The following is a 24,605-nucleotide window of genomic DNA, read 5'->3' as shown; positions in this document are numbered from 1 at the left end:
TAAATCCGGGCCTGTCTTCGTCCGTTCGAGGGATGCCCTTGTGGACAATCACAGTGATGTGGGTTGATCGCGCGCATCAGCGTTGTGGCGAGGTCCAGAAAGGAGGTGGCCGCCAGCGCAGCCACACCGGTTTGGCGACCGGGCTGCCGCTTTGGGAATCCTCATTGTAAACAGGCCTTAATGCGATTGCGGCGGGAAGACCCTGCGGCAATCTCAGAAACGGAGAACTGTTACTGATCTCTGTCTCACCCGAGGGGTGCACTTCACATGGTAACACTTTTGGCTTTTGGCTGGAGGTGTTGATGCCGTGGAAGGAGTGTTCGGTGATGGAGGAACGTCTTCGCTTTGTGGCTCGTCTTCTCGACGGGGAAGGCATGAGCGATGTGTGCCGGGAGTTCGGCATTTCGCGCAAGGCCGGCTACAAGATCTTCAACCGCTATAAGGAGGACGGGCTTGAGGCGCTGAGCGATCGCTCGCGCCGCCCGGTGCGCTATGCCAACCAGTTGCCCGTCCAAGTCGAGCGGCTGATCATCGATTGCAAGCGCGACAAGCCGCATTGGGGGGCGCGCAAGGTCAGGGAGTTGCTGGTCAGGCGGCTGGCCGGCGACGTGCGGATACCCGCCAGGAGCACGGTGCATGCGATCCTCGATCGCCACGGGCTTGTGAAGCGCGCCCGCCAGAGGCGGCGCTTCACAGCCGAAGGCACGACACTGTCGCAGGCGATGGCGCCCAACGATCTGTGGTGCGCCGACTTCAAGGGCGAGTTCAGGCTCGGCAACGGTCAATACTGTTACCCGCTGACGGTGACGGATCAGGTCTCGCGCCACCTGCTTCTGTGCGAAGCCCTTGAATCGACCAAGGAAGCGCCCGTCATCGAAGCCTTTGTCCGTCTGTTCAAGGAACGGGGCATGCCGGCCGCTGTCAGAAGCGACAACGGGCTTCCCTTCGCTTCGCCCAATGGCCTCTATAACCTGTCGAAGCTGTCAGTGTGGTGGCTGAGGCTCGGCATCGAGATCGAACGCATCAGGCCTGGCCATCCGCAGCAGAACGGCCGTCATGAGCGTATGCATCTGACGCTCAAGCAGGAGACGACACGCCCGCCGGGCATGAACATTCTGCAGCAGCAGGCCAAGTTCGACAGCTTCATCAGCGAATACAATGAGGAGCGGCCCCACGAGGCGCTCGCCATGGCCTGCCCGGCCGACTGCTACACCCATAACTCTTGACGAAACAGCATTTGGGCTGGCCGGCGTCGTCGTCGGGGAGGCTGAGGGTACGGTGGTCGGCCACCTCATCGTGGCCATGGACCGCTCACCTATGGCAGTGCTCAAGAGTTGTCGCTGGCCTGTACTGCGCTTGTCGCCGTATCGCCAAATCCTGTTGCGGCAAGCTTTTCTTCGGTCGCAGTGATAAACTGATATCAATCCTTCCGCGCCACCCCAAGTCGAATGCAGCGCCCCTCGAACTGCCATTGCAGCGTCCGAACCTGGGAGGTTGCAATTCTCCAAGAGGATCATTATCTAGTGCGCTAGATACTAGTTCGCCAGTGAACTCTGATTTGTCTCTTTAGGTACGGTATGGGACCTCAAAAAAGCGCGTCACATCAGGTTCGAATGCAAATCTCGTTCGCCCTCTACGGGGCGGCGGGTCGGATGGCACGCATGCACAAGCCGTTCCTCGATCCGCTGGACCTGACCTTTCCCCAGTACCTTGTGATGCTGGAGCTCTATACGTCCGCGCCTCGGTCCGTAGGTGATCTTGGAAACGCTTTGGGGATGGACACCGGCACGATCACGCCATTGCTCAAGCGGCTCGATACCTGCGGGATGGTGACCAGGATGCGCGATCCTGAGGACGAACGCCGGGTCCTTGTCGATCTCACACCTGCCGCTCACAGCATCAAGGACGAGGTTTGGAGTATCTCCGGCAAGATCAAGAGTGCCTGTCAAATGTCCGAGGACGAGATCATTGCGCTGCGAGACACTCTTCATGACTTCGCTCACCCTGCCAAAATTTGAAAACCAAAGGATGTAGAATGAAAATCGGAATCATTGGGGCGGGCAACATCGGCTCGCTGCTCGCAAAAAAGCTCGACGCCGCTGGCCACCAGGTGAAACTGGCCAACTCGCGTGGCCCCGAAAGTCTTGCCGACACAGTTGCTGGCACCGGCATCCAGGCCGTTGAGGGAGAGGCGGCAGTGGATGCCGATGTGGTCATCCTCTCAGTACCCTTCGCCAAGAACCCAGACCTGGCCACGGTTCTTGCCGGCGCCCCTGCTGGTGCAATCGTGGTAGACACCTCCAATTACTATCCCGCCCGAGACAGCAAAATCCCCGAAGTGGAGGGCGGCAAACCGGAGACCGTTTGGGCCAGCGAACAGGTGGGGCGCCCCCTAGTTAAGGCTTGGAACGCCCTGCTAACGCAAACATTAGCCGAGGCCGGTTTGGAGGCCGGTGCTCCAGATCGCATTGCGATCCCGATTTCCGGTGACGACGCCGCGGCCAAAGCACTTGTCTCCGATCTCATCAGCGTCACTGGCTTCGATACGGTGGATGCGGGTACTCTTGAGGAGTCCTGGCGACTGCAGCCGGGCACTCCTGCCTATTGCACTGAGTTGACCGCCGACGAGCTCAAGGCCGCGCTTACTGCCGCTGACAAGAAACGCGCACCATCGAACCGCGACGCTATCATGGCATCGTTCTCCAAGCCGGGTGCAGAGTTCACCCGAGCTGGCGCAGTCGCAACCAATCGGTCTTTCTCTGCCTGATGAAGATATGGGCCGCACGCGTTCAGCGGGCGACCCCTTGGTATGGCTTAGACGACCGGAATCAGGCTGACATTTGTGAGCCTTCTGCTTACCTGGTTCGGTAAGGGCCGCCGTGGTTGGCCGGTGTGAAAACTGTCGCTTTCAAACCATGTGTGGTCGACTGCGGCTACTGGAAACGCCGGGCACATAAAAGCACGTCATCTCGGCCACCCGGGGCGTTCCGGCTATAAGGCTCTACACCAGATCCCCTAAGACAGGGCCGTCCTCTAGAACGGGCCACACTAATCCCGCACCGGCGGGTTCGTCCAATCCTGTTAATGGGCGAGGAACCGAGGGTTACGCGAACTGTGGCAAGTCGTCATGTATCTCGTACCACACCGCCTTCGACGTGACGAAATAATGCGCGGTCGGCGGCGCCAGCAGCGGCGTATCGAGCGTGCCCAGCCGCAAGCGCACTACATCCGGCATTGCATCGCGGCTACTGATGACCGGCGAACCACAGTTGGAACAGAAGATGCGATGTACGCCTGGCGAAGAATCGAATGTCTTCAGTGCCGACTCGCCCTCGATGACGAAATCACTGGCCGCGACGGCCGCATTGGTCGCGAAGGCCGTAGCCGTTGCCTTGCGGCAACGCGAACAGTGACAATAGATCGCCGCACCAAGCTTACCGCGAACTTCGTATTTCACTGTGCCACAGAGACAACTGCCTTTGTGCATCAAAGTTTCTGTCATTGTATCTCCATTGGGGCGTGACATTAGTTCGAGGACAACAAGAAACAGAGAGGTCGGATGGGATCGACTTAAGTTGGCTCTGTTGCAAAAAAATCTTGTGACCACATTTGGTGCCTGGAGTTTGATCATCAGGCCGAGCAGACGCGAATTTTCTTTCGATTAGCCGCGCTCAACCGCAGCCTCGATCAACATCTTGGCGGCGTCGCGCGTTGCCAGAGTTTCAACGCCCCCCCTCATCGCTTGTGCGTTCACGAGCGAGCCCTGGATGAGCGCCAGGATCTGGACAACCACGCTCCCCTGATTTTTCAACTTCAAGGGGTGGATGAGCGATACGACAAAGTCATGCAAGTCTTGAAAATACGCCGCGAGCGTTGCCTGCACCTCTGGCGTTTCCGCGTCCGGGCCGAACTCGGCCAGTCCTCGAACGAAAGGACAGCCGCGGAAAGTAGGCGCACGAAAGGACTCGTTCAGTGCGTCGAAAACGGCTAGCACTCGATCCAGCGGCACGGGTCCGGCTTGTTCGGTTGCTGTCGCCAGCATGTCGAACCACAGCGCGCTTTTATGGCGCAGATAAGTGGCTACAAGATTGGCCTTCGACGGGAAGTGCTTATAGAACGTCATCTTTGCAACGCCGCTCTCGGCGATGATGCGATCGATTCCCACCGTATGTACGCTGTTTCTGTAAAATAGTTCAGACGCTATTTTCAGTATTCGCTCCCGTGGAGCCAGGGCGTCTAGCGACAGCGATTCAAGGTCGCCGTACTCACTTGCATCCATAGTTTTCATTCTCGCCTGCCAGTGCGCGTTCGGTGCCAGAAACAGAATAGTCTGTCTATTTTCCCTTTGCAAGGGACATACAGGTCTGTATATACCCCCCTTGTCCCGTTAGGTGGGCAAGCGAGAGGATCGAGAAAATGAGCAGCAAGGTTGTAGTTGTTACCGGCGCGAGCAGCGGTTTTGGAAGGCTCACCGCCTTGGAGCTTGCCAGGCGCGGTCACGTGGTGGTCGCGACCATGCGCGACATCGGAGGTAAAAACAGCCAAATCGGCAGCGAGCTAATCGACGCTGCAAAAACCGAAGGGCATGAGTTGCATGTCATTGAGATGGATGTGACGGACGACGCGTCAGTCAACTCTGCGATTGATCGGGTGGTTAGGCAACACGGCAGGATCGATGCGCTCATCAACAACGCAGGCACGATGTTCGTCGGCGTGACCGAAGCCTATACGGTGGCAGACATCGAGGAGCAATTTGCGGTGAATTTTTTTGGGGCCGTAAGGGCCGATCGCGCCGTCCTACCCCATATGCGTGCAGCTGGTAGCGGCGTTCTCATTCACGTCACGTCGTTGATGGGGCGGGTCATCTTTCCGTTCTTTGGGGTCTATTCCGCAAGCAAATTCGCTCTTGAAGCGCTTGCCGAGGCGTATCGATATGAACTGTCCAGCTTCGGGGTAGACTCAGTGATCGTGGAACCGGGGCCATTTCCGAGCAATCTGCTTCCATCCAGCCTAGCGCCCTCCGACGAGCAGGTCTTGGCGACATATGGCGCAGTTGCGTTGGTCCCAGGCCAAATCAAAAACAACTCCGACCAGGGACATGATCCTGCGAATCCACCCCGCCCTCAGTTGGTGGCTGACGCCATCGCACGGCTAGTCGAGGCTACGGAACGGCGCCCGTTGCGCACCGTCGTCATGCCAGAGGGCATGGACTTCGGGGTGGAGGAACTGAATCAGGCCGTCGCTCCTATTCAAAACAACCTGCTTACTGCGCTCGGCATGTCGAACATGATCTGACAGCGGTTACCGCCATTGGCGGCCGCTGAGGCGCAATCCGAAGCGAAGATTGCCTCCTGGATCTTGCACTGGGCGTGCCCACACCGCTAGCACCCGACAATTTCGACCGCTGCCTTTGTGGCAGCGGTCGCGCGATTTGCATCTACGGGATGTTTAATTTGGGTAGTATTTGGAAGTCTTACAGACAAAGTCGCTTCGGCTGACACCATCCAGATGCCGTCGAAACGTGGCCTGCTGCTTACGCGGAAATTGCCAGCATCTGATCGGCACTCTCGCAAACGCCATAACTCACTGTTTTTATTGACGAAACTGGCACACCCGAAGAGATTCGAACTCTGACCCCCAGATTCGTAGTCTGAAGGGGATGGTGCTGGCGGTCGGACTCGAGCCGACAAATCCGTCATGACCGCGGATTCTATCCGCTGCGGCAAACGGGACTGACGAGCGCCGCCGTCGTCTTCGGCCAGTATGTACTCCAGCGGCCGCTTCGCCCACGCCGCATCGCGATTGGCGGAGCGTCGAGGCCAGGAACGTCGCCGCAGTTCGCCATCCGTATCCGGCAGCCCGCATTTTTCTGGAGACAACGTGGAGACAAAGGCTTGGCGCAAAGCGATGTCTCCAACTCGACCGACCGGATGGTTGGATCTAGACCCTTGGTTTTACTGAGAAAATTTGGTGCCGCTTAGGTGACTCGAACACCTGACCCCATCATTACGAATGGCGTATACGCGCACCGATTTCTCCCGTATTTTCAACATCTAAGCCGCCTCCGCCTTCTTTTCCGGGGTTTTTTCCGGGACTGGGCAAGCTGCTCCATCGCCTCCGCGACTTCATCCTCCAGAACATGGGCATAACGGGCCGTAGTCGCGATGTTGGAATGGTTGAGCGCCTTCTGCACCAAGCGCATGTTTCCCGTCTTCCTCAACAGCTTGGTCGCCACGTCATGACGAATGTCATGGAACCGGAAATCCTCCACCTTCGCCCGCTTCTTCAGCCGTCGCCATTGCGACTTCGCCCCTTCGGACGTGATCGGGTATCGATCACCCTTTACCCGTCCTTCGACGGGGCGCTGACAGATGTAGGTGAAGACGAACTGATCGTGGTGCCCCATGCACTGGTCAAGGATCGCGCGAACGGTGGGGGTGATTTGTGCCGTCACCTTCTTGCCGCGCTTTCCCGTGGTGACGATCTGTTTGAGCGTCACGTTCTTCCACCTGATCAGGGTTTCGTTCCGGCGTAGGCCGGTCACACGGGCGAACTCAAACCAGAGGGCATAGTCGTCGCGGACTGAGGCGTCCAAGGCTTCAGCTTCCTTGTCGTCCAGTTCCCGCACTCGTTCTTCCGGCATCGCCAACCAATGGTCCCGCCAGTTCGGTTCGAGAGGCAGGGGGTACTTCCATGTGCGTTTGGCTCGGGTGAAGATCGCTTTCAGCACCACAACCGTGGAGCGGTTTACGGTCGAGTTCGACACCGTAGCGACGGGGTTGCCGTCCTTGTCTTCCGTCTTCCCGTGGAGGGTGTGCCTACGCCGCCACGCGATAAGAGCGGACACGTCGGCGTCGGTGATTTCTTCAAGCCGCTTGTGCTTGCCGAAGAACTGAGTGAGCAGTTCAAGATAGTGCCACGTGTTCTTGTGGCTGCTGCCCCGGTGATGTTGCCCGACTTCATTCCAGTAGCGCCCCGCCGCCAGGTCGAGTGTCATGGGTCCATTGCCGGTACGCTTCTCGCGTTCGATGTCATCCTTGGCCTTCGCCTTGATTTGGCGCTCTACTGTTTCAGCGTCTTTCTTGTTCCGGGCTTTTGTAGAACCGAAAAAGCGACGACCGTCGAGTTGGAAGTCATAGGCGTAGTATGGGCTTTTGGAGCTTTTATAGACTGACACGGGGGAGCCTCACGCAACTTCTGACCTTCGATAAACGACTGAATGTTTTTGTCGGTAAACCTTCGACGCTTTCGCTTCTTGCCAGTGCCGACGATGATGGAACGGATGCGACCTAGCTCGATATGCTCACGCAGGGTCTTGATGGATATGCCGAGTATCTTTGCTGTTTCTTCGGGGGTGTGGAGGGGTTCAACCATGCATCGTCCCCTTCAAAGCCCCGGCTAGTTCGTGCCATCCCGCCGTTGCGCAATGCTTGGCGAACTTGGCGAGGGTTGCCTTTGGCAGGTGATCCCTCAACAGCGCCACGGCGTCGTGAACGGCTGAGTTGTGCACTTTCTGGCCTGCCTGATCGGCGGGCATCATCGCCACTACATTGTCAGCCGCATGCTGTGCGGCGATGGCCTTCTTGACCCCGGCCCCCGTCTTGGGGATGGTGCCGTTCTTGATCGCGGCCTTTACGTCTTCCAAGAAGTCCGGGTGAACGCTCGCATGCGCCAGAGCATACAGGGCGCTTAGCGGCAGGTCGACGTCTATGGTATCAGGATTGACTTCCACGAACTCGGCAACGCCCATGTAGTTCTGAGCGGTGCGAACGGACATTTGGAACTCGGCTTTGAGGTAGTTGCCGAATTCGCCGTGCTTATGCTTCTTTACCGTCGCAAGATCGCGCCCGATCTCGATTGCCCGTTTCCTGATCACGGCAGCGCTGGCCTCAATCGCCTTGACGTTGGCGTGAATGCGGTTGGTCGCTTCCTCCAGCGTCTCGGGGGAGGGGATGTGCGTCACACTTGGCAGGATGGCTTTGGGGTTCGTGGACTTCAACTTCAACATGTCATTATTCCTTACTCGTCAGGGCCAGCGCGTCTTGCGTTGTAGATATACCTATGTTATACCTAAAAGGTGCACTTTGCAATACCTACTACATACCTTGGAGGTATAGGGGCCGAAATGGTGAACGAGCGACGGAAGCAGGCTGGACATCAGATGCAGATACGCTTCCCTGAAGGGTCAGACCTCCGCGATAGGCTGAACGAAGCGGCCCGCCTGAACAATCGATCCTTGACTGCCGAAATCATGCACCGGCTGGAAATGAGCATTGCCGGGATCGAGGCGCGGCTTGGCGGCAACGAACGGGGCATCCGCGACGTGGGAGACCTAAGCTCCGATCAGGATGACAGGTTATGGGAATTGTCTGCCAGCGTGGAACGTCTCGAAGATCAGGTAGCGACGATCCTCAATCGTATTGGTTTGCCAGACGGAAAATCCTCTAAGCCGAGCAAGCGCAAAGTCGGCTGATCAAATACGCAACTGTTGCGTATTTGGAAGTGAAATTGATTTCACAAACGACGGAACAGTCTGCTGATTTTGCTGGTCGTCGGGTTAGCACTGCGCCCGTCCAGATGTTCGTGCATATGCGGCATTCTTCGTCTTGAAATCATGTATCATCTCGACTGATGGACGCCGACAATTCAATCACACCGCCGATATCCATATTGAAGTCATTGTGGTCCCGCACGTCGGATGGTCGATGGGCTATCACTAATCTGAAGGGAATTGATCTCAAGCCGCAAGCAGGTTTCGGTGCAGATTACTTTGCGTTCGAAAGCGAACTTGAGTTGATGACCTCCAGACCGAGTATGAACATCACCGAACTGATGGCTACGTTCGGTCCGACCGACTTCCTTTTGAAGCAGAGCATCCTGCCGGTTGTGGCATGGAAGGAGGGAGAGACCTCAATTCGTTGTGTCGGAACGGCTTCCGTGATCAGTTGTTCAGGCTACGTGATCACTGCCGCTCATGTGCTCATGGACCCGTATGACAGCGGATATGGCGCGGTGCGCCGAGGCAACCAACTGGCGTTTGCTGATCAACTAAATTTTGGCGTCATCATTCCACTTGGTCCGGGATACGGTTTTCGCGGGTTTCGCTTTTTTCCCTTCGAAAAGTTCTGGCTCTGGGGAAGCTGGAAGGAAACGCCTCTTCTACACGAGAGCGACAGGTTCGAATTCCTGACCGACATTGCAATCTGCAAAATCCCCGAGATGCCCGGCGGCGCTGCGCACCAGCCCCTTGGCCTTTCGCTAAACGCCTTCGTGCCGGCTGAAGCAGCATACTCCTTGGGGTATGCCGAAATGGAAGATATTCCCTTGGAGTATGGCAGCAAGGGCATGTCCATCAAGGAGTTCAGGATGGACCTCTATGTTTCAATTGGGGAAGTGATGCGGATTTTTCCGAGAAATCATCTCGACAGGGAAGTGCCGACACCTGGCCCTTGCTTCGATTTCAAAGCCAAAATTCCCGGCAAGATGAGTGGCGCGCCTGTCTTCGGCGCTGAGGGTGTAGTGGTCCGTGGCGTGGTCAGCAGAAGCTTTTCGGGCGAGCGGCACGCGTTCGGTGCGATGTTAGGACCAGCGATGCACCTGGCGCTAGATGAACCAAGCGTCAAAGGTCGGACGCTTAGAACTCTCATGGAAACGGGGAATGAAGGCATCGCTCGCATTCAGGGCGCGGGTCTTTGAGGTGGCCGCTGCTCTTATAGAAGTGCAGAGAATGATCGACTAGGCGGCGGAAGGTGTCCTTGGGCTGATTGGCTTTCAGGGCACCGCACAAAGGCATCGGAGGCGTTAGCCCTTTACGAGCGCAGCATAGATCGCTTCGAGGTATGCCCGCCGCAACTGCTGTGAGATAGGTCCCGGGTATGCAGCGGTGAACCTTCTTAGGTTCGGCATGCACACTGCGTCAGCGGCCTCCAGCGACAACGCTATCGATGCCCGGCGATTGTAGTAGGCATGTTGTGCGGCCTCGATTAGGCAATGGCGATAGGACACCCCCAGCTTTGATTGAGCCGCTCGCTTACCAGCGCTGTCCGCGAACACAGGGCCACCAGCGGTCGAAACTAACATCACAGACGCCCACAAGATAACTACTGCTGATTTGACAATCATGGTCTTGTTCTTTCGCTGACGGGAGGTACTCGCTCTGCAGGCATCCAACGTGACGCTTAATCCAAATCCAACGCGGATTGCGGGAAGGGACCTTCCATCTCAACTTCGTATGCTCTGTTCCATTTGGGTCCGCCGTCACACATCATGCCGAACTCTCCGAAGTTCCGGTACTTGATGCCCCGCTTTGTGGCAGATGCAGCGCGTAGGCATTCTTCCACTTCACTGCGGACGTAAAACTGGGCGTACCCGGTAAGCACGGTCCCCGCTTCTGCAACGAAGTCGAGATAGGCTTCCGAAGGCTGATCGTCCCGAGTGAAGATTGAAATAGCGTCGATAGACCCTTTGCCGAGAACGGGGGCTGGCCCAACTCCGTCGGTGCAGTACAGGTGAATTTCCGCCGTGGCAGGATGGTGGATTGCGATATCACCGAGCGACGATTTTGAACCGACGTTCGCGCCCGTCTTTTGTGCTATCGATGAAGCAAATTCGGCGCAGTCTGGCCGCCCACTGGAGAGTTGATCGCCGGAAGTCGGCAGTAGGAACGCCAAAAGAGCGAATGCTAACAAGACCGCATAAACTTGCCACGACCATTTCCAAACGCCCCCACCATTTCGCTGCGATTGACCCGCGCTACCAGCCCCTACTGCTAGAGGCTGTGATGTTCGGGAAAGCTCTTCTTGGAGATATTTCCTTGCCAGATTGAACTCGCGGTCATCAATCTCGCCCTTTGCACGCATGGCGACGAGTTGAGCCAGAGGGTCATTGCCTATGGCATCAATAACGCTGTGTCCCATGAGGCACCTCTCACTTCGCACAGGCAGCAAGGACCAAATGAACTCGGGACCTCGTGCGGATACGACCGCGTGCGCAGCACTACCAGTGGTGCCGCTAGTAGTACCGTAAATGCAATAAGTTGCATTGTGGTTACATGTTTTGTTGCAATACCGATAATCCGTCACTGATGCTTCCAGTGCCACCGCCCTACTGCTTTGCGGGGTGGAGAGACCGCATGGGCGATTTGCAAAGACGGTTCGGTCGGCTGGTAGCCGCGCATCGCAAGCGCATGGACCTGACGCAGGAGCAGTTGGCAGAGAGAGCCAGCATCAGCATTGATACGGTCCGGAAAATCGAGACCGCCGCATCTGGTGCAAGCTTCCCGATGATTGAAAAAATCGCTCTCGCTTTGGAGGTGGATGAGGCAGAGCTATTTAGCACCCTACTTCCTTCCGGCAGTTTCAATCGTGGCAAGTTTCAGGAGATTTCCCTTCGCCTGGCGGGGCTTTCTGAGAAGGAGTTGCGGTGGGTAGGGGATTTGCTCGAAGTGGCTCTGAAACTCCCGCGATAAGCGGGACGGTCGTGGAGCGGCATTGGACCAGTCCGGCCCTAGGGCGGAGTAGCGCCGCTAACTCTTTTCGCAGCCTATTTCGTCGTGAACCGGATATCGCAACCTTCAGTGGGGCGCGCCGCCCGCTAGGAGATACTTATAGCCGTGGGTTGTCATCCAACGTGCGCGGGCGAGATGCGTCTCCCAAGCCCTGTGTGCCCGCTCAGGGTCCTTTTCTGGATCGATGTGCAGGACAATCTTGGCGACTTCGCCCCAGTCCGCTTCTTCTGCCGCGGCGTCCAGCAAGCGGATGTATATGATCAGCCGTTCTTCGTCATATCCGGTGAGAAATGAAGACGTTGGTGCCACGTCCGCGATATCAGGATTTAGCAGTGGTTTGAGCATGGCAACGCACCGGCTTGATCGACAATACCACCCTAGCAACGCACCACGTTCTGAGAAACCCCCGCGTATGCTCGGCAGCCATGGCGTGGTCGTCGGAACAACTCCAGTTCCCCGGCATTTCCGAGGAGCAGGCGCGCTCGTCAACTAACTTGCTGGTTCTGTCATGCTCGTATTTCCCAGCGGGTTTAGGTTGAAGTTCGCGCGATAATGGCAGAACAGACGATCAATCTGATCGACGCGAAAATACCGCTCCGATGCTGTTTTGCTGGTGGGCTGGTCTCGCCTCGCCAACTTGTCTGTTACCGATCTTGGTATCAGATAAACGTGTCTGCTGTTGCGGCCATCGACAAACAGAAGAACAACAGCAAGCCAGTCGAAAACGTCATAGTCATTGTAGCCCACGTAGGCTGGCCCCGTTTTGTATGTACGGGATTTGACCGATATGCGCTGTGGCTCCGCGTCCAATGGCTGTGCGATGACATCGTAACCGGGCCAATTGTCGGGCACTTTCAGGGCGGGGATGCCTGCAAGCGTCAGTTCGGCGGCTACGATCATTTCGCAGGCATCGCCCATCTGCTTGGTCGTATAACGTTTTGGTGCAGCCACCCCAACGTTAACGGGGCTGGCATCCAGCGGAACTGTTAGCATGCGAGAAAATCCTCGTTTCCGGTGGCCCAGCCTACCGGGTGAATAATGAGCCTCAATTAAACGCAATGGTAAAAATTGAGGAGCTGCATCACTCTATCCAAAACAATCGGGTGATCAGGGACAAGATTTTCCAAATTTCCTGGATTTTATGCCACGCCCGAGAATGGGACTTCACTATCGACTTTAAAAATCCGCCAGCGTCGTGCTCTCGATGCTATTGCTCAACTTGGTGTTCGCCACATTCGGCCCGTTGGTGGATGCGCCCGAGAACTCAACAAAACTCTGTCTCTGGCATGGCCGTTGCGCATGACGGCTGCTATTGATTGGCGAAGACAGACAGGGGCTCGTTGGGGGTACTACTTGGTACGATACATTGACAGCGGTGCAAGGATTGCGACGTCTGCTTTGGGCAACTGGTTGCAAACGGAACTGACGCACGATGTCACAGAGTTTCGATTGCAGTCAGGCTTCTTCGGCGTTGAAGGGCTTCGGGTTTTGGCAACCCCGCTCGAAAGATTAAGGGCGGCAAACGCACCAGTCACCGCGCTGATTGGGTCAAACGATGGGGAAACTGTCGAGGGCCACGTTGCCCAGTTCGCGGATTTGATCGGCCTTCCTCGAGCCAACGGTCGGCTGGGGGTGATTTACTATGCCGGCGCGTACTTTCACCCGAAGGTTTACCACGTCAGACGAGCAGACGGCAGCCAAGGCGCATATGTGGGATCGGCAAACTTGACTGCTTCCGGCGTTTCTGGACTGCACGTTGAGGCGGGCGTGCTCTTAGACACTGCCGAGGGAGATGATGCGGCCACCCTCAATGAAATTGCTCTTAGCATAGACAACTGGTTTGGCGTTGGGCGTGCGGGTTTAGAGATTGTTGCTGATCGAGCGGATGTGTTCCGGCTCACTCAGGCTGGCATCCTAAGTCTTTTACCTGTTCCCAGGCCGCCACGAGCTCCTTCCAGCGGCGGAGGAACAGGAAGCTCACGCCCCCGCCTCAACCCTTTGCTTACGTTCCCACCGTTGCCGACCACCGCTACGGTTGCTCCAATTGCCGCAACGCTGGCGGTCACCGCGACCCAGGCTACACTTCCCGTTGTCACTCAGAGCCCGCCTTACCCCACCTATTTGCTGTTCGCGCCCACCACCACATCACCGACCTCAGGCGCAAACGCACTGACCGGGCATCAACTGCCGATCGGCATAGGGGGGATAATTTTCCGCTGGAATAGGGACAGTGGCCGTCATTGGCGTGGAGCGCCCGGAACGGCAAACATCTCCCTTCCGGTGACCACTCTTCATACCTTGAGGTTTGGGCGGTACGGGAGTTCTGCACGGACCCCAAGTCGCCCGAGAGCAGAGTTCGGAATGCATGTTCGCTACGTCTCCGGGAATGCAAACATTGTCGCGGCCCCAGCCACAACAAACGTCATGGCCTATGGATATGAACATAGTGATCCTGGAAATAAGGACGTCCGAATGATCGTGCCAAAGCCGCCGATCACAAACCTACTCCCGCAGGTCAATTCGGCTGGGTTTTCAATACCTGTAGATGATGATCTGGCACTATTGGAGTGGCCCACGCACGCTGATCCATCATTCCGCTTAACCGCCATCCAGAAAAGCTCGTCGCTTTACACTCAGGCGGAAATGATAATCCGTGCGGCTACGTCGGCGAACCAGCTTATTGGTCACGTTGGAAATGGTGCATGCTGGCTCCCGGCGGGCGTTTCGCCACGCTGGTAATCCTAGGAATTCCTAAGAATGATTAGCGTTTCTGCTCCTACAGCGTTGCTGCTGTGATAGCCGTAGCGACGGTATGTTTGTAGCGGGAGCTGCTCTTCCAATCTCCATCCAGCCATCAGTGCAATAGATGAAAGGTGATGGGGCGTATCAATGTCCTGTCTGGCACCGCCCAGGTTTGTGTGATTGTGCCCAACAATCAGCGCAAACGGTGCATTGCGCTTCATCATGGTTTGGATGTTGCGGAAAGCATGGAGCATATCGCAAAAATAGCGGTACAAAAGTATGGGAACCGCTTTGCGTCGGAAGCCGTCCGAGGCGGTGAGCTTTTCTTGCAAGGAAGTGCATAAGGCGTGCTGCTCAACGGGAATGCTCGCAGTATTGTCGTGCATAGCCGCTACAAGGGTTTTTCGGGCATTCCCCCTCAGCTCCCGGCTCCCGACCAGCTCACTCTCCAGGCCGAGAATACGGCTTGCCGGTAGTAGGCCTAGCCAAACAAGCGACAAGCGTTGGGTGTCGATGTATGGAAGCGCCATAGCATAAGGCGGGCTGGTTATCGCAGCGTCAAACTGCGCAGTGCGGCCCACTTCTAGGCCGCTGACAGAGCTGCCGAGAAGAGCCGCGCTGGACGAAGGAATTACACCGACAACCTTCTGTGCCTCGGCCAATTTCTCGGAAAACGCCCGACATGCGCGCATGAAAGCTGTCCGAAAATCCTCATCCGGCATCGGGGACGTTCGCCGTCTGATGCGCAGATCGCCAGGGTCCTGCATCGAATAATCTCTGAGCAAATTGCTCGCAATCGTCAGCAGTACGGCACGACAATCTCCGCCCTCAAGCTCGATCAGCCCTCGCACACGCTCAATCTTTGACAATTGCTCCGGTAAAAACCAGGACGCTAGGTAGTCGTCTCGCTCGGGTGAAGTTTTGTCAGAGAAGGGCGTTGCATCCCATAGTCTACGTTCGATTTTGTCGAACACACCGTGCAACACGCTTGCCGGTGTCGCCAAAGCTCTCAGTTTTGCGTTCGCGATGAAAACTGCCAGCGGGTTGATGTCGATACCCGTCCCCACCGCACCAATTTGCGTGCATTCAACCAAACTGGTGCCACTTCCGCAAAAGGGGTCGAGCACATTAGCTCCGGGTGTGATCCCAAAGATGTTCAGGATTGCCTTTGCAACTTGCGGATTGAATTTTCCCTTGTACTCGTGAAGCCCGTGAACAGAATAGCGGGTAGCTTGTCGGTTTGTCCCTGTCTTCGCTGCACGCTCAAGCCGGGCTTGGATCGTTTCCGTCGTCGACGAACCACTGGCGGCCTTCGAAAAGTACACTAACCTGCTGATGTCAGTGTCGGCGGGTACGACAAATCCATCTTCAATCTCAGTCACGAGCTTATCGCCTATGAGGGCGGTGACCTCGCGAAGTGCAAGCTCGCGTTCATAAGGGTAGTATTTGTATTTGTGATAGAGAAGGTTCATTTATCGGCTCAGAATGATGATCGTTTCAGTTTTTATATTGGCGTGAGACAAATTGAAAGATTTCCTATTCCGGGCAATAATTCTCTCGGTTCTATATTCCGTTTTAAAGCCAAAGGATCTCGCCGCGTTCTCGACGATCTGCGCGTTGTCTACTATCTCGCCGTGGATTTTTGATCGACCTACCACAAAGCAGGCATACCCATTTGGTGATAAGACGCGGTCAATCAGCGAAAATGTTCGCTGCATCTGCTCCACGAAATGACTTGCTGTGTGCCGCTTTACCTTAAAGAAATGGGCCCTCGCTCCGATTTCGCGGTCCTTCACCCAAAGCGGGTCGTACCCAAGCCACCACATCCTGTATTTGTGATACAGCCAATACTCATAGGCATTGGGGTAAGGTGGCGACGTGATTACGGCCCCAATTTTTTCTGACATGTCAGACGGCTCCACGGCCAACGTATCGCGCTCAAGCACCGTTGACTGGGGCAACTCGTAGTCTCGGTTGATGAGGGCGTTGTTGAGCTTCTGACAGGCCGACCTGAAAGCCTCATAGACGGCGTCCGGCGACACATTCTTTGACACGGCGGCATAACGGGTATCGCTCTCCTGGTTGGAGACGCGAACGAGAACGCTCGAAAGCGCGAGTTTTAGCACATCCGAGTATTGCTTTGGACTGTCGGAAATCGAGTGAACAAGCTGAGCGAGCGCCCCTGCCACGGGTTCGGAAAACCAATGAAGCAAGTTGGGGATACTCGGAATGGCTACGGCTTTATCTTTGTCAGCTCGGCGTATCACGTCTTGCAATGCGTCACCTAAGTTGGCCGGAACTGGCCGAGTTTTCACCCGGCTTATTAGGCAAGCTATCGGATTAAGATCGATACCGATCGAGCGCACACCTCGGCGCTGACACTCCACAAGCGTCGTGCCGCTGCCAACAAACGGATCAAGGACAGCCAGACCCTTTTCGACAGGGAGCCGATCCAAGATGGTCCCAGGTATTTCAGGAATGAATTTGGCCGGATATGGGTGGATGCTCTCCAGGTCGTCTCCAGCGACCCGCCCTGCGAAGCTCCAATCTACACCAGCGAATTTGTCTGTCGCCTCGCGCCGAATGACATCTGCAGTGCTTTGAAAGTTCATGCTAAATTGACCTGCGGCTTGGTTGACCAGCGTAGCCGCTTGGCACCACTAAGTGGAGCCGATTTATCCGTTAACCCCAGGTATTGCAAAATGAGCGGATCTAGCCGCCGACGCTGGGACATTTTCTCAGGCATCCACCAACTACTCGCCTCCGAGTTGGCGTCAGCAACGCTGGAGGCGTCCAAAATCCGCCAGTCCTCCACGATTTCGCTTGCCGTTCGAGGCTCTAGTTATTTGTTGTTATCCCGGATGGCGGGTCAGCTTGCTACCCTCACGCCTCGACAACCTTGCAGCAGATTTGAGGTGAAGTCGCTGAAGCGCAGCTCGGCAAGGTGCATCGCTTCTGGATCGAAACGTTTGGGGTCAAGTCCCTGCTTGCCGAGATGGAAGAGCTGTCCATTGCTATCGAACATGGGAGGATGAGGCTCAAGGCCCATCTTGAGGGGGTCGAACAGGCCGCCGTCGTGAAGCGCATCGCTACGACCAAGAAACCTCTTACGTCCGATTTCGAGGAGGTAGTCGCGGACCTCATCCAGCGGTGTCCTCACTGGAAGACCGCGACCAAGCAACTCAAGCCCGGTGTAAGAGGCGTGCAGCATTGCCGGCCATTCTGGCAGCCCTGCCCGGCTCAACACCTCTGATGCCCATGTCAGCGCGCCCTTCTCAGTATCGACTTTCGAGGCGTGTCTTGCTAGAACGGCAAAGGCATAACCCCTGTTTTGGGCTATCGCGAAGGCGCGGCGACGAGACCCAAACGGCGCAAACTCATCCGGGTGTCGCAGACTGTCGAAATGCACTTTAGTCATATTGAGGGCTATGTTCGCTAGAACAGCGCCCCGCTCGTACGACCAAAGCAGATCGCTCACGCCAGTAAATTTGGCGAGCATGTGGACTGGAGCGGTATATACTGTCAAATCGGGTTGATACAGCGCAGTAAGTCGCTCCTTCATCCATAAGGCACGTTCAACGACCTGTTCGTCGTGGCCCAAACTGCTAATGATGCCAAAGCCCGTCAGTAACTCAGCCCACGTGGCTGTTGTTTCAAGTAGCGAGCCCACTGTGATTGGCTGGCGCGCCACGCGAGTTCCGTTCTCATTGTCCGAAAAGGCGACAAAATAGATGGGACGGGTCTCATCAATTGCCCCATAGGCATCGAACTCCTGACCAGCAGAGAAATCGATACGCCAAGGCATCTTGTGGCTATGTAGGCGTGGTGCGTCGGCCACAACTCGATAGTAGCGAGGAAATAGAATGCGTCGCTGCTCGTCGTACAACGTCACAACATCTTTAAATAGCTCTTCCCTACCTGCACGCATCGCATGATAAGCATCGAAAAGTCCCGTGAGGTATCGTTGCCCCCAGAGCGAGCTGACCTGATCTGACCAGTGTGCCAGTTCGTGAGCGACGACTTCTACTTTTGGTCTATCGGCAGAATTGGTCTTCCCCGATCCGACCTCCGCATAACTCTCACGGTTTAGATAGTGAAAGTGGATCGTCAGCGAATTTGGGCGAAACTCGGCAATCGACGTGGCGTTCGGGTAGAAATTTGGCAACTCGCCTAGAGCTGCCGCGACGTCTTTGTAAGTTTTTCCGCCGTCGTAAGCCATACACTCTGCTGTTCCAAATAGATGTTACTGTTGGTCTATAGTACCCTAGCCGCCGCGCTGTCATCGAATAAATCAACAGTGCGCAGATAGGGCGCTAGGCCAGCTTCGCTGCGATGCCCTGTAACCAACCGTATCCGGTAGCTCGTAGCTCCTGCCATAGCAGCCGAGGTCGCGAACCCGCTGCGCATGGAATGAGCCGAGAACCCGCTCGGATCGTATCCAGCCTCACTGACCCGCAGCTTGACCACATCTGTGACGGCTTCACCCGAAAGCCGCTCGGGGAGGATGTGTCCGTGCTTGTCCATGCCGCGAAAGATCGGGCCTGCCGTGATCGCCGCGATCTCAAGCCAGCGTTTCAGAGCCGCGATTGGACAGTGCCGGGTTCGACCGAACGGGACTGCGATTTCGCGTCCGGCTCCCTCTTGATCCGTCTTCGACCTTCTCACCGTGACCAGCATGCCTTGGCTCGTGAACTCAACGTCACTCACGTCCAGCGCCACCAACTCGCTGCGTCTCATTGCACACGCCCAACCCAGCAACAGCAGAGCGCGGTCCCTGACATCCTTCGTCCGGTCTCCGAGCCGGTCAAGCACGGCAAAGAGGTCATTGCGGAGTAGTGCCTTTGCCTGCCGCTGCTTAACGCCGAGAGTTCGGCGCACACCACGGAGGGCCGCACAGACAAGCTCGCTCTTGGTGGGATCGTCCGCGCCGATGGCGCGATGGGCCTTGCTGATCGAAGCCAGACGCCGCTGGAGGGTCGCCACGGCATAGGTCGCCGCGCCCTCGGCCAGATACTCTGCAATGGTCGCCGGGGTTGCCGGGAGCCTTCTGCCGGTGGCCTCGAAATGGGCGATGTCCATAGCGTATGCGCGCTTACTGTTATCGGCGAGGGAGTTGGAAAGAAGCCGCTGCACGTTTACCGAAATGATGCCCGGCAGCGCTTCGCGGTTTGCGTGGACAGGAACCAAGCTCCCGGTGTCGGTGTGGTGCTCAACGAACGTCATGACGAACCTCGTTCAGCTTGGGAAGATCACCGCGAACCATATCGAGGAAGGCGGCGGGGTCGGTTAGCTTGATGCCGTGATAGCCACTGTCCGCCAGCCAGCGCAGCGTCATTGCGCAAGGCCACTCGACACGCTGGCGAACAAGGCCGCCCTCGACCCGGAACAGACCGCCCGCCAAAACAGGAAGTCGGCGCTGAGCGGACACGTATTTGCGGAGCCAGCGTCCGGTTTCGGTATCGCGTTTCAGGAAGAGAGACAGCGCAGCCTTGCCTTCCCACGAGAACGCATCAAGGCAATAGGTTGGCAGCCCGCTGCGCCCGATCACGACCTTTGGAAACTCGTCATCGGTGACGGGAAGCATCCCGGTAGGACGGGCGAGACTGACGAGGGGCAGCAGGATGGGCAATGCCTCCCGCGTCCGCTTCCAACCCTGCTCGGAGAGGTTCACTATCTCCTGCTCGACACCGGCTGACCTCATTGCGGCGAACAGAGACTTAGGGTCTGCGGTCTGGCCTTCGACCTGTCTCGTCCATCGCGCGCCGCTGACGTGTAGCGCCGCCAGAGAGGCACCCAGAAGCGCGGCGCGACCTTCGACGCGGGAAAGATGCTCCGCAATGCTTTGGCCCGCTAGATCGTCGCGTAAGGCTTCAAGCTCATGATGGTACGATACGGCAAGTAGGAGATCATCGGTCGCCCTACATTTTGGGGCGGTGCACATGCGGGAAATCAGCAACGACGCCACCGCCCATTCCCCGCCAAACTCGCGGCGGAAAGCCTTGCCCGCCGTTGCGGTCATGACGAGGCGGATCGTCCCCACCGACGCGAGACCGATGTCTTCAAAGACGATCCCGGCCAGCCGCTTCCACAACCGCGCCGGGTCGGACTTGAGCAGCGTAGCGGCTGCCCGTGTGGCGAGTGCGATATCGCCGCGTCTGATAGCCTTCTGCATCGCCGACATCGCCAGCCATGGCGATATTCGGAGCGGTTTGACTGCCGGGGTATTGTGATCAGAAGCGAGCGCTTTGAAGGTCGGGTCGGCGGCGTTGAACAGATCGAAATGCATGGCGGAACTCCCACGTTCGGGAGGCCAGAACTTTGGCCCCGCACGAAAGCGTGGGGAGCAAGGGCAGAGCATGCGAACTGTTATTCAGCTTTCTCTCGGCTTCGCCGTCTGATGGTTAACCATCGCCAGAGAGTGCCTTGCCGCTCGCTTCGTATCGATCCCGGTCAATCCCGGCGAAAGCTGCTGTGCAGGAAATGCATAGACATTCTGCTAGGGCAAATCGTGCCGAGCGTGGATAATGGAAAAGCGCTCGACATTGACGCCCTCGGCAGTTCGGGCAAATCAGTCGCGCCGGTCGGGATCGGCTCGGCAGCGCTCGGCGTCCTAAGTTAGATGGTCTTCGAACGCTGCACTCTTCGCGAGCCAGATGACGATGCGGCAGATCGGATCACCATGTGAAATTGATTTCACACCACGCGGAACATCGCCTTTGGAACGGCGGTTGTTGTCTGCGGGATGTCCCTAACGTCCCTGCCCGGATTGTGCACGCGGGGACACGAGCGGTTCGGTTTCTTCCGACGACCTGGATTACCTTCCCCTGATTGAGGTTGCTGCTTTCTGCCGTGAGGTCAAACGCGCTTTCGCGGACATGTCTCCCGAACCACTATCGGGCCATCACAATGTCTCCGGCTACATCCCCGCGTCGTTCACGATCCCAACTCCCACGGTTTGGATTGCCGTATATCCCCGACCATCTGGAATTTTCCAGCTATCCGGGGCAAGCTTCACCTCATGTGCAACCTCTACAACATCACCACGTCTCAAGAAGCCATTCGCCAGTGGACCCGCGCCTTGCGGGACATATTGGGGAACCTAGAGCCGTCCATAGACATCTATCCCAACCGGCCTCCCGGTCCGGTAGTTCGAAATGCGTTGGACGGGGAGCGAGAGCTTGCCAATCTGCTTTGGGGAATGCCGACCGAACCCGATCAGGTTAAGGGCAAGGCCGACTATGGCAGGACGAACATACGTCACCCGAACTATGCACACTGGCAGCAGTATCTTGGCGTCGAGCATCGCTGCGTGGTGCCAGTAACCAGCTTCGCGGAACCCAGCCCTGTGGAGAAGGAGAAGGACCCCGAGACAGGCGTTCAGCGCAACTACTGGTTCGCGTTGAACGAGGACCGCCCGCTTTTCTTCTTTGCAGGTCTATGGACCCCTTGGCATGGGGTGCGCAAGGTGAAGGACGGTCCCGGCGATCACGAGGTCTATGGCTTCCTGACAACCGCTCCCAACGCCCTCATCAAGCCTATCCACGAGAAGGCAATGCCAGTGATCCTGAGGACGCAAGAGGAGACTGAGACGTGGCTGACCGCGCCTTGGTCTGAGGCGAAGCGCCTACAACGTACAGCACCAGACGACGCCTTGGTGATTGTCGAGAAGCCCGCCACGCAAATCAAGTTTCCGCAACAAGTACCGACAGCGCCGGCCCAAGGATCGTTGTTCTAGATATCGCTGAATTCTTCACCGACGCGGATCACGGCAGTTACAAGCAGTCCGGTTCTATTGGCTTCTCGATGAGGTTGGCCGTCGCGTCCAACAACACATATCGATTGTTGGTCTCAACGACAGCGTAAGGCGGCGTGCTTTGGCCGGGGTCCCATCCCGCGCTGAAAATGATCGTCCTAGCCCCACAGCTTTTGCCAACATGCTCTGCGATCAAGGCTCCAACTCCCCAGTCCGCCCTACCTGTCTTCTTTGCCTCGATTTGATCCGGGTCCCTCTCTTCGTTGTAGTCCGATATGACAACGTTGAAGGGGCGCTCGTCGAACCGCGCAATGCCTTCGGCATAGGATCGGGCGACATAGACGTGAAATCCCATTGCTTCGAAAATGCCTATAACGGTCCGGTTGTTTATCGGAGTGTCATCCACCCAAAGAATATTGACATTTGGAGAACCGTCGGTGGCCTCGTTAAAGCGCTTGGTCACATGAGCAACCTGCTCTTTTGTCATCAGGGCACTTAGATTTGGAGAAATCGTTAAATTTTTCAGCTTTTGCTGGACCGCCTCAATTGATATCGGGCCTATTCCGACCTTAGTTGCACGTCCTATAAGCTGACCAATCACTGGATGAAACACCCACAATCCTATCAGTACCACTAGCCAAAGTAATATTTGCGGAGATACTTTCACCACCTCTATCAGAGTTGGCGATCTTTCCGTTTGAGTTTTAGTTTTTTCAGCCACCGCTATAGTTGCTCCTGCACCCTCTAAAGTAACAGTTTGGCTTCGTGGCCGAAAGAGGGGGTAATCAAATCCTTCAATGTTCGTCCTTCCAGATCACCCGCCGAACCATCCGTATCTCGACAAGTCGCCTCACCCGGATGCCCTGCCTCTCTCGTGCCGAAGGGTTCTGTGTTTCGGCGTGTATGCAATCGTTCTTGCCGCACCGTTCGCAGCTCATTTTGTGCCCCACCAGTTCGGCCTCGATGTCCCCGAAGATTTCCCTCAGATCGCCCGGCTGATACCAGCGCTTGACACTACACAGTCCGCAGCGGACCAGCACGAGCTGCCCGGTCTCATGGGCATTGCTGAGCCTCCATTCGCTGCCGCGCTTACGTCTTCCGCCAATATCGGGCATCATCCAAAATAGGAACTCATTCCTCCCTCAGTCAATTCGCCCTTGACAACTTTGTTCCGTTTTTGTTCACTGTGCCCATGCAGCGTTTGGAGTAATCGCCATGGACCACATCGTGACACTCGACAGCCGCCAAGAGGCCGCTCTTCAAGCGGTGGCCGATAAGTTCGTTGCCCTCCACAAGGGGGATACAATGAAGGCGCTCAAGGAAATGATCGTCCTCAATGGCCGCCTTCAGGAACAAATCGATGCGTCCTCGGCACCGCACCGCGTAACGCGATAGGAGGAATGGCAATGGGCATCATGCACCTCGACGCCGAAGCCAAAGCGGAGCTGCACTCTGAAGCGGAGAAGCTCATTGCTCGCTACGACAGTCCCCTTGAGACCGTGAAGGCGCTCATGGCCTACAACTGTGAGCTTGAGACCCAAATCCTCGCCATTGCCCACCGGCATCCGGGGATAGTTTCCATCGGCTACGACGATACGCCGCCAGTCTTGGGATGACATGCAGGACCTTATTGCTTTCCTAGAAACCAACTCCGCGCTGGTGCTGGCAAACCCGGCTTCCTTTGCGACGTTCGCCGCGCTGTTCGGAGGCGGTGGCTTCGTGGTCGGTCGCTACTTGCTGACTGAGCGTGTTGCCAATCTGGAGAGCCGCATTGCGAGGCGTGACGACGAAATTGCGGAGCTGAAAGAAAAGCAGAAAGCACCAGAGCCAGAGGCTTCAATGATACCTCTATACGAGATGACCGAGGTTCTTCCCCCTACACCGCTCAACTTCAACCAGCTCTTAGTCCAGCGGAAAGACAACCGGCATGTCGGATAACCTCCTGCCGCAGCAGAAAGCCCCCAAGCTTATCGTCGTCACCGCCTTTGATCGCGACGAGACCGGCGACCTTCAGCCTGTCTTTGGGCCAGCCGAGCAGCAGACGGAAGACCGGGCAATAAGGACCGCAAAGGGCTTGGCGGGGAAACATGCGGGTGTCATTGCGTGGTCGCGTGAGGCTAACCCAGCGCTAGGCGAGTACGGCGAACCGACGACACTCTTTGTGGGTGGGGACGTGCCTGACATGGAGTGAGGCGGGGCGGTCAGAGGGCTAAGCAGGTGGAGGAACGTGCTCTCTTCCTTGGCCGCCGCCTCTGTCGGATCATGCCGAGCGCGCTAACGAAGGACCCGCTTGGCAAGGCGGGGGTGTCACCCTCTGTCACAACGTGAAATTGATTTCATTTTGTGTTTTCGGCCTCTCGTAAAAAGCGGAACAAGTGTCGCAATCTAGTTTGAGAGGTACGCCATTCACTCGCGGCTCCGGACAGGGGCTACTATCGGAGCAGACTGGCCCGGCATCGACCTCGGGTGAAACCTAGGGCTATGGGGTGAGGAAGTCTTCGGGAGAGAGCGTAAGCGATCTCCCTTCTTCCCGACTTATGTTCCAATTTTTTTGCGGGTGCAAGTTCCCCTGAGCCTCGCGAATGGGGGACCCCGACTATTACT

At 56.7% G+C, this 24,605-nt stretch carries 27 protein-coding genes, 1 tRNA gene and 1 pseudogene; 13 read left to right on the top strand and 16 right to left on the bottom strand.

Going from position 1 to position 24,605, the window contains the following annotated elements; all coding sequences use genetic code 11:
• Positions 1–302 precede the first annotated feature (302 nt).
• The 3 genes and pseudogenes from MESS2_RS01765 to MESS2_RS01755 form a co-directional block, all read left to right on the top strand.
• Positions 303–1,214: pseudogene (locus tag MESS2_RS01765) on the top strand (integrase core domain-containing protein); the annotation flags it as partial.
• 447 nt (positions 1,215–1,661) lie between these two features.
• Entirely contained in the window at positions 1,662–2,018 is a 357-nt protein-coding gene (locus MESS2_RS01760; RefSeq protein ID WP_008872323.1) for a MarR family winged helix-turn-helix transcriptional regulator, read from the top strand.
• A 17-nt stretch (positions 2,019–2,035) separates the two neighbouring features.
• Positions 2,036–2,767, top strand: a complete 732-nt coding sequence (locus MESS2_RS01755) for an NADPH-dependent F420 reductase (RefSeq protein ID WP_008872322.1) — start codon at positions 2,036–2,038, stop codon at positions 2,765–2,767.
• A gap of 336 nt (positions 2,768–3,103) precedes the next feature.
• Here the strand turns inward: MESS2_RS01755 and MESS2_RS01750 are convergent, their stop codons facing one another.
• Both MESS2_RS01750 and MESS2_RS01745 read right to left on the bottom strand, forming a co-directional pair.
• Positions 3,104–3,502, bottom strand: a complete 399-nt coding sequence (locus tag MESS2_RS01750; protein WP_008872321.1) for a GFA family protein — start codon at positions 3,500–3,502, stop codon at positions 3,104–3,106.
• Positions 3,503–3,661: 159 nt separating this feature from the next.
• Positions 3,662–4,288, bottom strand: coding sequence for a TetR/AcrR family transcriptional regulator (locus MESS2_RS01745; RefSeq protein ID WP_040591791.1), 627 nt, complete (start codon positions 4,286–4,288; stop codon positions 3,662–3,664).
• A 128-nt stretch (positions 4,289–4,416) separates the two neighbouring features.
• On the opposite strand from MESS2_RS01745, the gene MESS2_RS01740 reads away from it, so the two are divergent.
• The gene (locus MESS2_RS01740; protein ID WP_008872318.1) at positions 4,417–5,295 is read left to right on the top strand and encodes an SDR family oxidoreductase; all 879 of its coding nucleotides are present in this window, start codon (positions 4,417–4,419) and stop codon (positions 5,293–5,295) included.
• Positions 5,296–5,968: 673 nt separating this feature from the next.
• On the opposite strand, the gene MESS2_RS32110 is transcribed toward MESS2_RS01740, so the two are convergent.
• The 4 genes from MESS2_RS32110 to MESS2_RS01730 form a co-directional block, all read right to left on the bottom strand.
• A tRNA-Thr gene (locus MESS2_RS32110) sits at positions 5,969–6,062 on the bottom strand.
• Positions 6,047–7,177, bottom strand: a complete 1,131-nt coding sequence (locus MESS2_RS01735) for a tyrosine-type recombinase/integrase (protein ID WP_008872317.1) — start codon at positions 7,175–7,177, stop codon at positions 6,047–6,049. The genes MESS2_RS32110 and MESS2_RS01735 overlap by 16 nt, the downstream gene beginning before the upstream one ends.
• Positions 7,063–7,374, bottom strand: a complete 312-nt coding sequence (locus MESS2_RS34055; RefSeq protein ID WP_008872316.1) for a helix-turn-helix domain-containing protein — start codon at positions 7,372–7,374, stop codon at positions 7,063–7,065. Before MESS2_RS34055 ends, MESS2_RS01735 begins: the two co-directional genes overlap by 115 nt.
• A complete protein-coding gene (locus tag MESS2_RS01730) occupies positions 7,367–8,008 on the bottom strand; it encodes a DUF3102 domain-containing protein (RefSeq protein ID WP_008872315.1) in 642 nt (213 codons plus the stop codon). Before MESS2_RS01730 ends, MESS2_RS34055 begins: the two co-directional genes overlap by 8 nt.
• A 153-nt stretch (positions 8,009–8,161) precedes the next feature.
• On the opposite strand from MESS2_RS01730, the gene MESS2_RS01725 reads away from it, so the two are divergent.
• Together MESS2_RS01725 and MESS2_RS01720 are read left to right on the top strand one after the other, a co-directional pair.
• A complete protein-coding gene (locus MESS2_RS01725) occupies positions 8,162–8,473 on the top strand; it encodes an Arc family DNA-binding protein (protein WP_040591789.1) in 312 nt (103 codons plus the stop codon).
• A 158-nt stretch (positions 8,474–8,631) separates the two neighbouring features.
• Positions 8,632–9,696, top strand: coding sequence for a hypothetical protein (locus MESS2_RS01720; RefSeq protein WP_008872313.1), 1,065 nt, complete (start codon positions 8,632–8,634; stop codon positions 9,694–9,696).
• A 482-nt stretch (positions 9,697–10,178) separates the two neighbouring features.
• Here MESS2_RS01720 and MESS2_RS01710 read toward each other — a convergent pair whose 3' ends face one another.
• Positions 10,179–10,916, bottom strand: coding sequence for an SHOCT domain-containing protein (locus tag MESS2_RS01710; RefSeq protein ID WP_008872311.1), 738 nt, complete (start codon positions 10,914–10,916; stop codon positions 10,179–10,181).
• 215 nt (positions 10,917–11,131) lie between these two features.
• Here MESS2_RS01710 and MESS2_RS01705 point away from each other — a divergent pair, with 215 nt between their 5' ends.
• Entirely contained in the window at positions 11,132–11,467 is a 336-nt protein-coding gene (locus MESS2_RS01705) for a helix-turn-helix domain-containing protein (RefSeq protein WP_008872309.1), read from the top strand.
• A gap of 105 nt (positions 11,468–11,572) precedes the next feature.
• On the opposite strand, the gene MESS2_RS01700 is transcribed toward MESS2_RS01705, so the two are convergent.
• Positions 11,573–11,851 (bottom strand): hypothetical protein, encoded by a 279-nt coding sequence (locus MESS2_RS01700; protein ID WP_008872308.1) that lies wholly within the window; start codon positions 11,849–11,851, stop codon positions 11,573–11,575.
• A 144-nt stretch (positions 11,852–11,995) separates the two neighbouring features.
• Positions 11,996–12,499: a PDDEXK-like family protein gene (locus MESS2_RS01695; RefSeq protein ID WP_008872307.1), complete on the bottom strand. Its 504-nt coding sequence runs from the start codon at positions 12,497–12,499 to the stop codon at positions 11,996–11,998.
• A 360-nt stretch (positions 12,500–12,859) separates the two neighbouring features.
• Between MESS2_RS01695 and MESS2_RS32105 the strand changes: the two genes are divergently transcribed.
• Positions 12,860–14,245 (top strand): phospholipase D family protein, encoded by a 1,386-nt coding sequence (locus MESS2_RS32105; protein WP_157357573.1) that lies wholly within the window; start codon positions 12,860–12,862, stop codon positions 14,243–14,245.
• 2 nt (positions 14,246–14,247) lie between these two features.
• Here MESS2_RS32105 and MESS2_RS01690 read toward each other — a convergent pair whose 3' ends face one another.
• The 5 genes from MESS2_RS01690 to MESS2_RS01670 all read right to left on the bottom strand — a co-directional run bounded on the left by MESS2_RS01690 (position 14,248) and on the right by MESS2_RS01670 (position 20,534).
• Positions 14,248–15,720, bottom strand: a complete 1,473-nt coding sequence (locus tag MESS2_RS01690) for a TRM11 family SAM-dependent methyltransferase (RefSeq protein WP_008872304.1) — start codon at positions 15,718–15,720, stop codon at positions 14,248–14,250.
• Positions 15,721–16,860, bottom strand: coding sequence for a DNA methyltransferase (locus MESS2_RS01685; protein WP_008872303.1), 1,140 nt, complete (start codon positions 16,858–16,860; stop codon positions 15,721–15,723).
• Positions 16,861–17,117: 257 nt separating this feature from the next.
• Positions 17,118–18,467, bottom strand: a complete 1,350-nt coding sequence (locus MESS2_RS01680; protein ID WP_008872301.1) for a hypothetical protein — start codon at positions 18,465–18,467, stop codon at positions 17,118–17,120.
• Positions 18,468–18,502: 35 nt separating this feature from the next.
• The gene (locus tag MESS2_RS01675) at positions 18,503–19,471 is read right to left on the bottom strand and encodes a site-specific integrase (RefSeq protein WP_008872300.1); all 969 of its coding nucleotides are present in this window, start codon (positions 19,469–19,471) and stop codon (positions 18,503–18,505) included.
• Positions 19,458–20,534 (bottom strand): hypothetical protein, encoded by a 1,077-nt coding sequence (locus MESS2_RS01670; RefSeq protein WP_008872299.1) that lies wholly within the window; start codon positions 20,532–20,534, stop codon positions 19,458–19,460. Before MESS2_RS01670 ends, MESS2_RS01675 begins: the two co-directional genes overlap by 14 nt.
• 732 nt (positions 20,535–21,266) lie before the next feature.
• On the opposite strand from MESS2_RS01670, the gene MESS2_RS01665 reads away from it, so the two are divergent.
• Positions 21,267–21,983 carry an SOS response-associated peptidase gene (locus MESS2_RS01665; protein ID WP_008872296.1) on the top strand — a complete coding sequence of 239 codons (717 nt, stop codon included), beginning with the start codon at positions 21,267–21,269 and terminating at the stop codon, positions 21,981–21,983.
• A gap of 37 nt (positions 21,984–22,020) precedes the next feature.
• On the opposite strand, the gene MESS2_RS01660 is transcribed toward MESS2_RS01665, so the two are convergent.
• Positions 22,021–22,722 (bottom strand): response regulator, encoded by a 702-nt coding sequence (locus MESS2_RS01660; RefSeq protein WP_157357572.1) that lies wholly within the window; start codon positions 22,720–22,722, stop codon positions 22,021–22,023.
• A 73-nt stretch (positions 22,723–22,795) separates the two neighbouring features.
• A complete protein-coding gene (locus tag MESS2_RS01655; RefSeq protein WP_008872293.1) occupies positions 22,796–23,119 on the bottom strand; it encodes a hypothetical protein in 324 nt (107 codons plus the stop codon).
• Between the two features lie 97 nt (positions 23,120–23,216).
• Here MESS2_RS01655 and MESS2_RS01650 point away from each other — a divergent pair, with 97 nt between their 5' ends.
• The 4 genes from MESS2_RS01650 to MESS2_RS32645 are packed head-to-tail and all read left to right on the top strand — an operon-like array spanning position 23,217 to position 24,192.
• Positions 23,217–23,396 carry a hypothetical protein gene (locus tag MESS2_RS01650; protein WP_008872292.1) on the top strand — a complete coding sequence of 60 codons (180 nt, stop codon included), beginning with the start codon at positions 23,217–23,219 and terminating at the stop codon, positions 23,394–23,396.
• Between the two features lie 11 nt (positions 23,397–23,407).
• A complete protein-coding gene (locus MESS2_RS01645) occupies positions 23,408–23,617 on the top strand; it encodes a hypothetical protein (protein WP_008872291.1) in 210 nt (69 codons plus the stop codon).
• 1 nt (position 23,618) lies between these two features.
• A complete protein-coding gene (locus MESS2_RS01640; RefSeq protein ID WP_008872290.1) occupies positions 23,619–23,939 on the top strand; it encodes a hypothetical protein in 321 nt (106 codons plus the stop codon).
• Positions 23,929–24,192 carry a hypothetical protein gene (locus MESS2_RS32645; protein WP_008872289.1) on the top strand — a complete coding sequence of 88 codons (264 nt, stop codon included), beginning with the start codon at positions 23,929–23,931 and terminating at the stop codon, positions 24,190–24,192. The genes MESS2_RS01640 and MESS2_RS32645 overlap by 11 nt, the downstream gene beginning before the upstream one ends.
• The last annotated feature ends 413 nt before the right edge of the window (positions 24,193–24,605 follow it).

This window comes from Mesorhizobium metallidurans STM 2683, assembly GCF_000350085.1.
Lineage (GTDB): Bacteria > Pseudomonadota > Alphaproteobacteria > Rhizobiales > Rhizobiaceae > Mesorhizobium > Mesorhizobium metallidurans.
This window is presented reverse-complemented; position numbering and strand designations above follow the sequence as displayed.

What these genes read in the sequence shown, in the direction of transcription:
- MESS2_RS01760 (WP_008872323.1), top strand. Translation starts at nt 1,662, where the DNA reads ATGCACAAGCCGTTCCTCGATCCGCTGGACCTGACCTTTCCCCAGTAC.
- MESS2_RS01755 (WP_008872322.1), top strand. Translation starts at nt 2,036, where the DNA reads ATGAAAATCGGAATCATTGGGGCGGGCAACATCGGCTCGCTGCTCGCA.
- MESS2_RS01750 (WP_008872321.1), bottom strand. Translation starts at nt 3,502, where the DNA reads ATGACAGAAACTTTGATGCACAAAGGCAGTTGTCTCTGTGGCACAGTG.
- MESS2_RS01745 (WP_040591791.1), bottom strand. Translation starts at nt 4,288, where the DNA reads ATGAAAACTATGGATGCAAGTGAGTACGGCGACCTTGAATCGCTGTCG.
- MESS2_RS01740 (WP_008872318.1), top strand. Translation starts at nt 4,417, where the DNA reads ATGAGCAGCAAGGTTGTAGTTGTTACCGGCGCGAGCAGCGGTTTTGGA.
- MESS2_RS34055 (WP_008872316.1), bottom strand. Translation starts at nt 7,374, where the DNA reads ATGGTTGAACCCCTCCACACCCCCGAAGAAACAGCAAAGATACTCGGC.
- MESS2_RS01730 (WP_008872315.1), bottom strand. Translation starts at nt 8,008, where the DNA reads ATGTTGAAGTTGAAGTCCACGAACCCCAAAGCCATCCTGCCAAGTGTG.
- MESS2_RS01725 (WP_040591789.1), top strand. Translation starts at nt 8,162, where the DNA reads ATGCAGATACGCTTCCCTGAAGGGTCAGACCTCCGCGATAGGCTGAAC.
- MESS2_RS01720 (WP_008872313.1), top strand. Translation starts at nt 8,632, where the DNA reads ATGGACGCCGACAATTCAATCACACCGCCGATATCCATATTGAAGTCA.
- MESS2_RS01710 (WP_008872311.1), bottom strand. Translation starts at nt 10,916, where the DNA reads ATGGGACACAGCGTTATTGATGCCATAGGCAATGACCCTCTGGCTCAA.
- MESS2_RS01705 (WP_008872309.1), top strand. Translation starts at nt 11,132, where the DNA reads ATGGGCGATTTGCAAAGACGGTTCGGTCGGCTGGTAGCCGCGCATCGC.
- MESS2_RS01700 (WP_008872308.1), bottom strand. Translation starts at nt 11,851, where the DNA reads ATGCTCAAACCACTGCTAAATCCTGATATCGCGGACGTGGCACCAACG.
- MESS2_RS01695 (WP_008872307.1), bottom strand. Translation starts at nt 12,499, where the DNA reads ATGCTAACAGTTCCGCTGGATGCCAGCCCCGTTAACGTTGGGGTGGCT.
- MESS2_RS01690 (WP_008872304.1), bottom strand. Translation starts at nt 15,720, where the DNA reads ATGAACCTTCTCTATCACAAATACAAATACTACCCTTATGAACGCGAG.
- MESS2_RS01685 (WP_008872303.1), bottom strand. Translation starts at nt 16,860, where the DNA reads ATGAACTTTCAAAGCACTGCAGATGTCATTCGGCGCGAGGCGACAGAC.
- MESS2_RS01680 (WP_008872301.1), bottom strand. Translation starts at nt 18,467, where the DNA reads ATGGCTTACGACGGCGGAAAAACTTACAAAGACGTCGCGGCAGCTCTA.
- MESS2_RS01675 (WP_008872300.1), bottom strand. Translation starts at nt 19,471, where the DNA reads ATGACGTTCGTTGAGCACCACACCGACACCGGGAGCTTGGTTCCTGTC.
- MESS2_RS01670 (WP_008872299.1), bottom strand. Translation starts at nt 20,534, where the DNA reads ATGCATTTCGATCTGTTCAACGCCGCCGACCCGACCTTCAAAGCGCTC.
- MESS2_RS01665 (WP_008872296.1), top strand. Translation starts at nt 21,267, where the DNA reads ATGTGCAACCTCTACAACATCACCACGTCTCAAGAAGCCATTCGCCAG.
- MESS2_RS01655 (WP_008872293.1), bottom strand. Translation starts at nt 23,119, where the DNA reads ATGATGCCCGATATTGGCGGAAGACGTAAGCGCGGCAGCGAATGGAGG.
- MESS2_RS01650 (WP_008872292.1), top strand. Translation starts at nt 23,217, where the DNA reads ATGGACCACATCGTGACACTCGACAGCCGCCAAGAGGCCGCTCTTCAA.
- MESS2_RS01645 (WP_008872291.1), top strand. Translation starts at nt 23,408, where the DNA reads ATGGGCATCATGCACCTCGACGCCGAAGCCAAAGCGGAGCTGCACTCT.
- MESS2_RS01640 (WP_008872290.1), top strand. Translation starts at nt 23,619, where the DNA reads ATGCAGGACCTTATTGCTTTCCTAGAAACCAACTCCGCGCTGGTGCTG.
- MESS2_RS32645 (WP_008872289.1), top strand. Translation starts at nt 23,929, where the DNA reads ATGTCGGATAACCTCCTGCCGCAGCAGAAAGCCCCCAAGCTTATCGTC.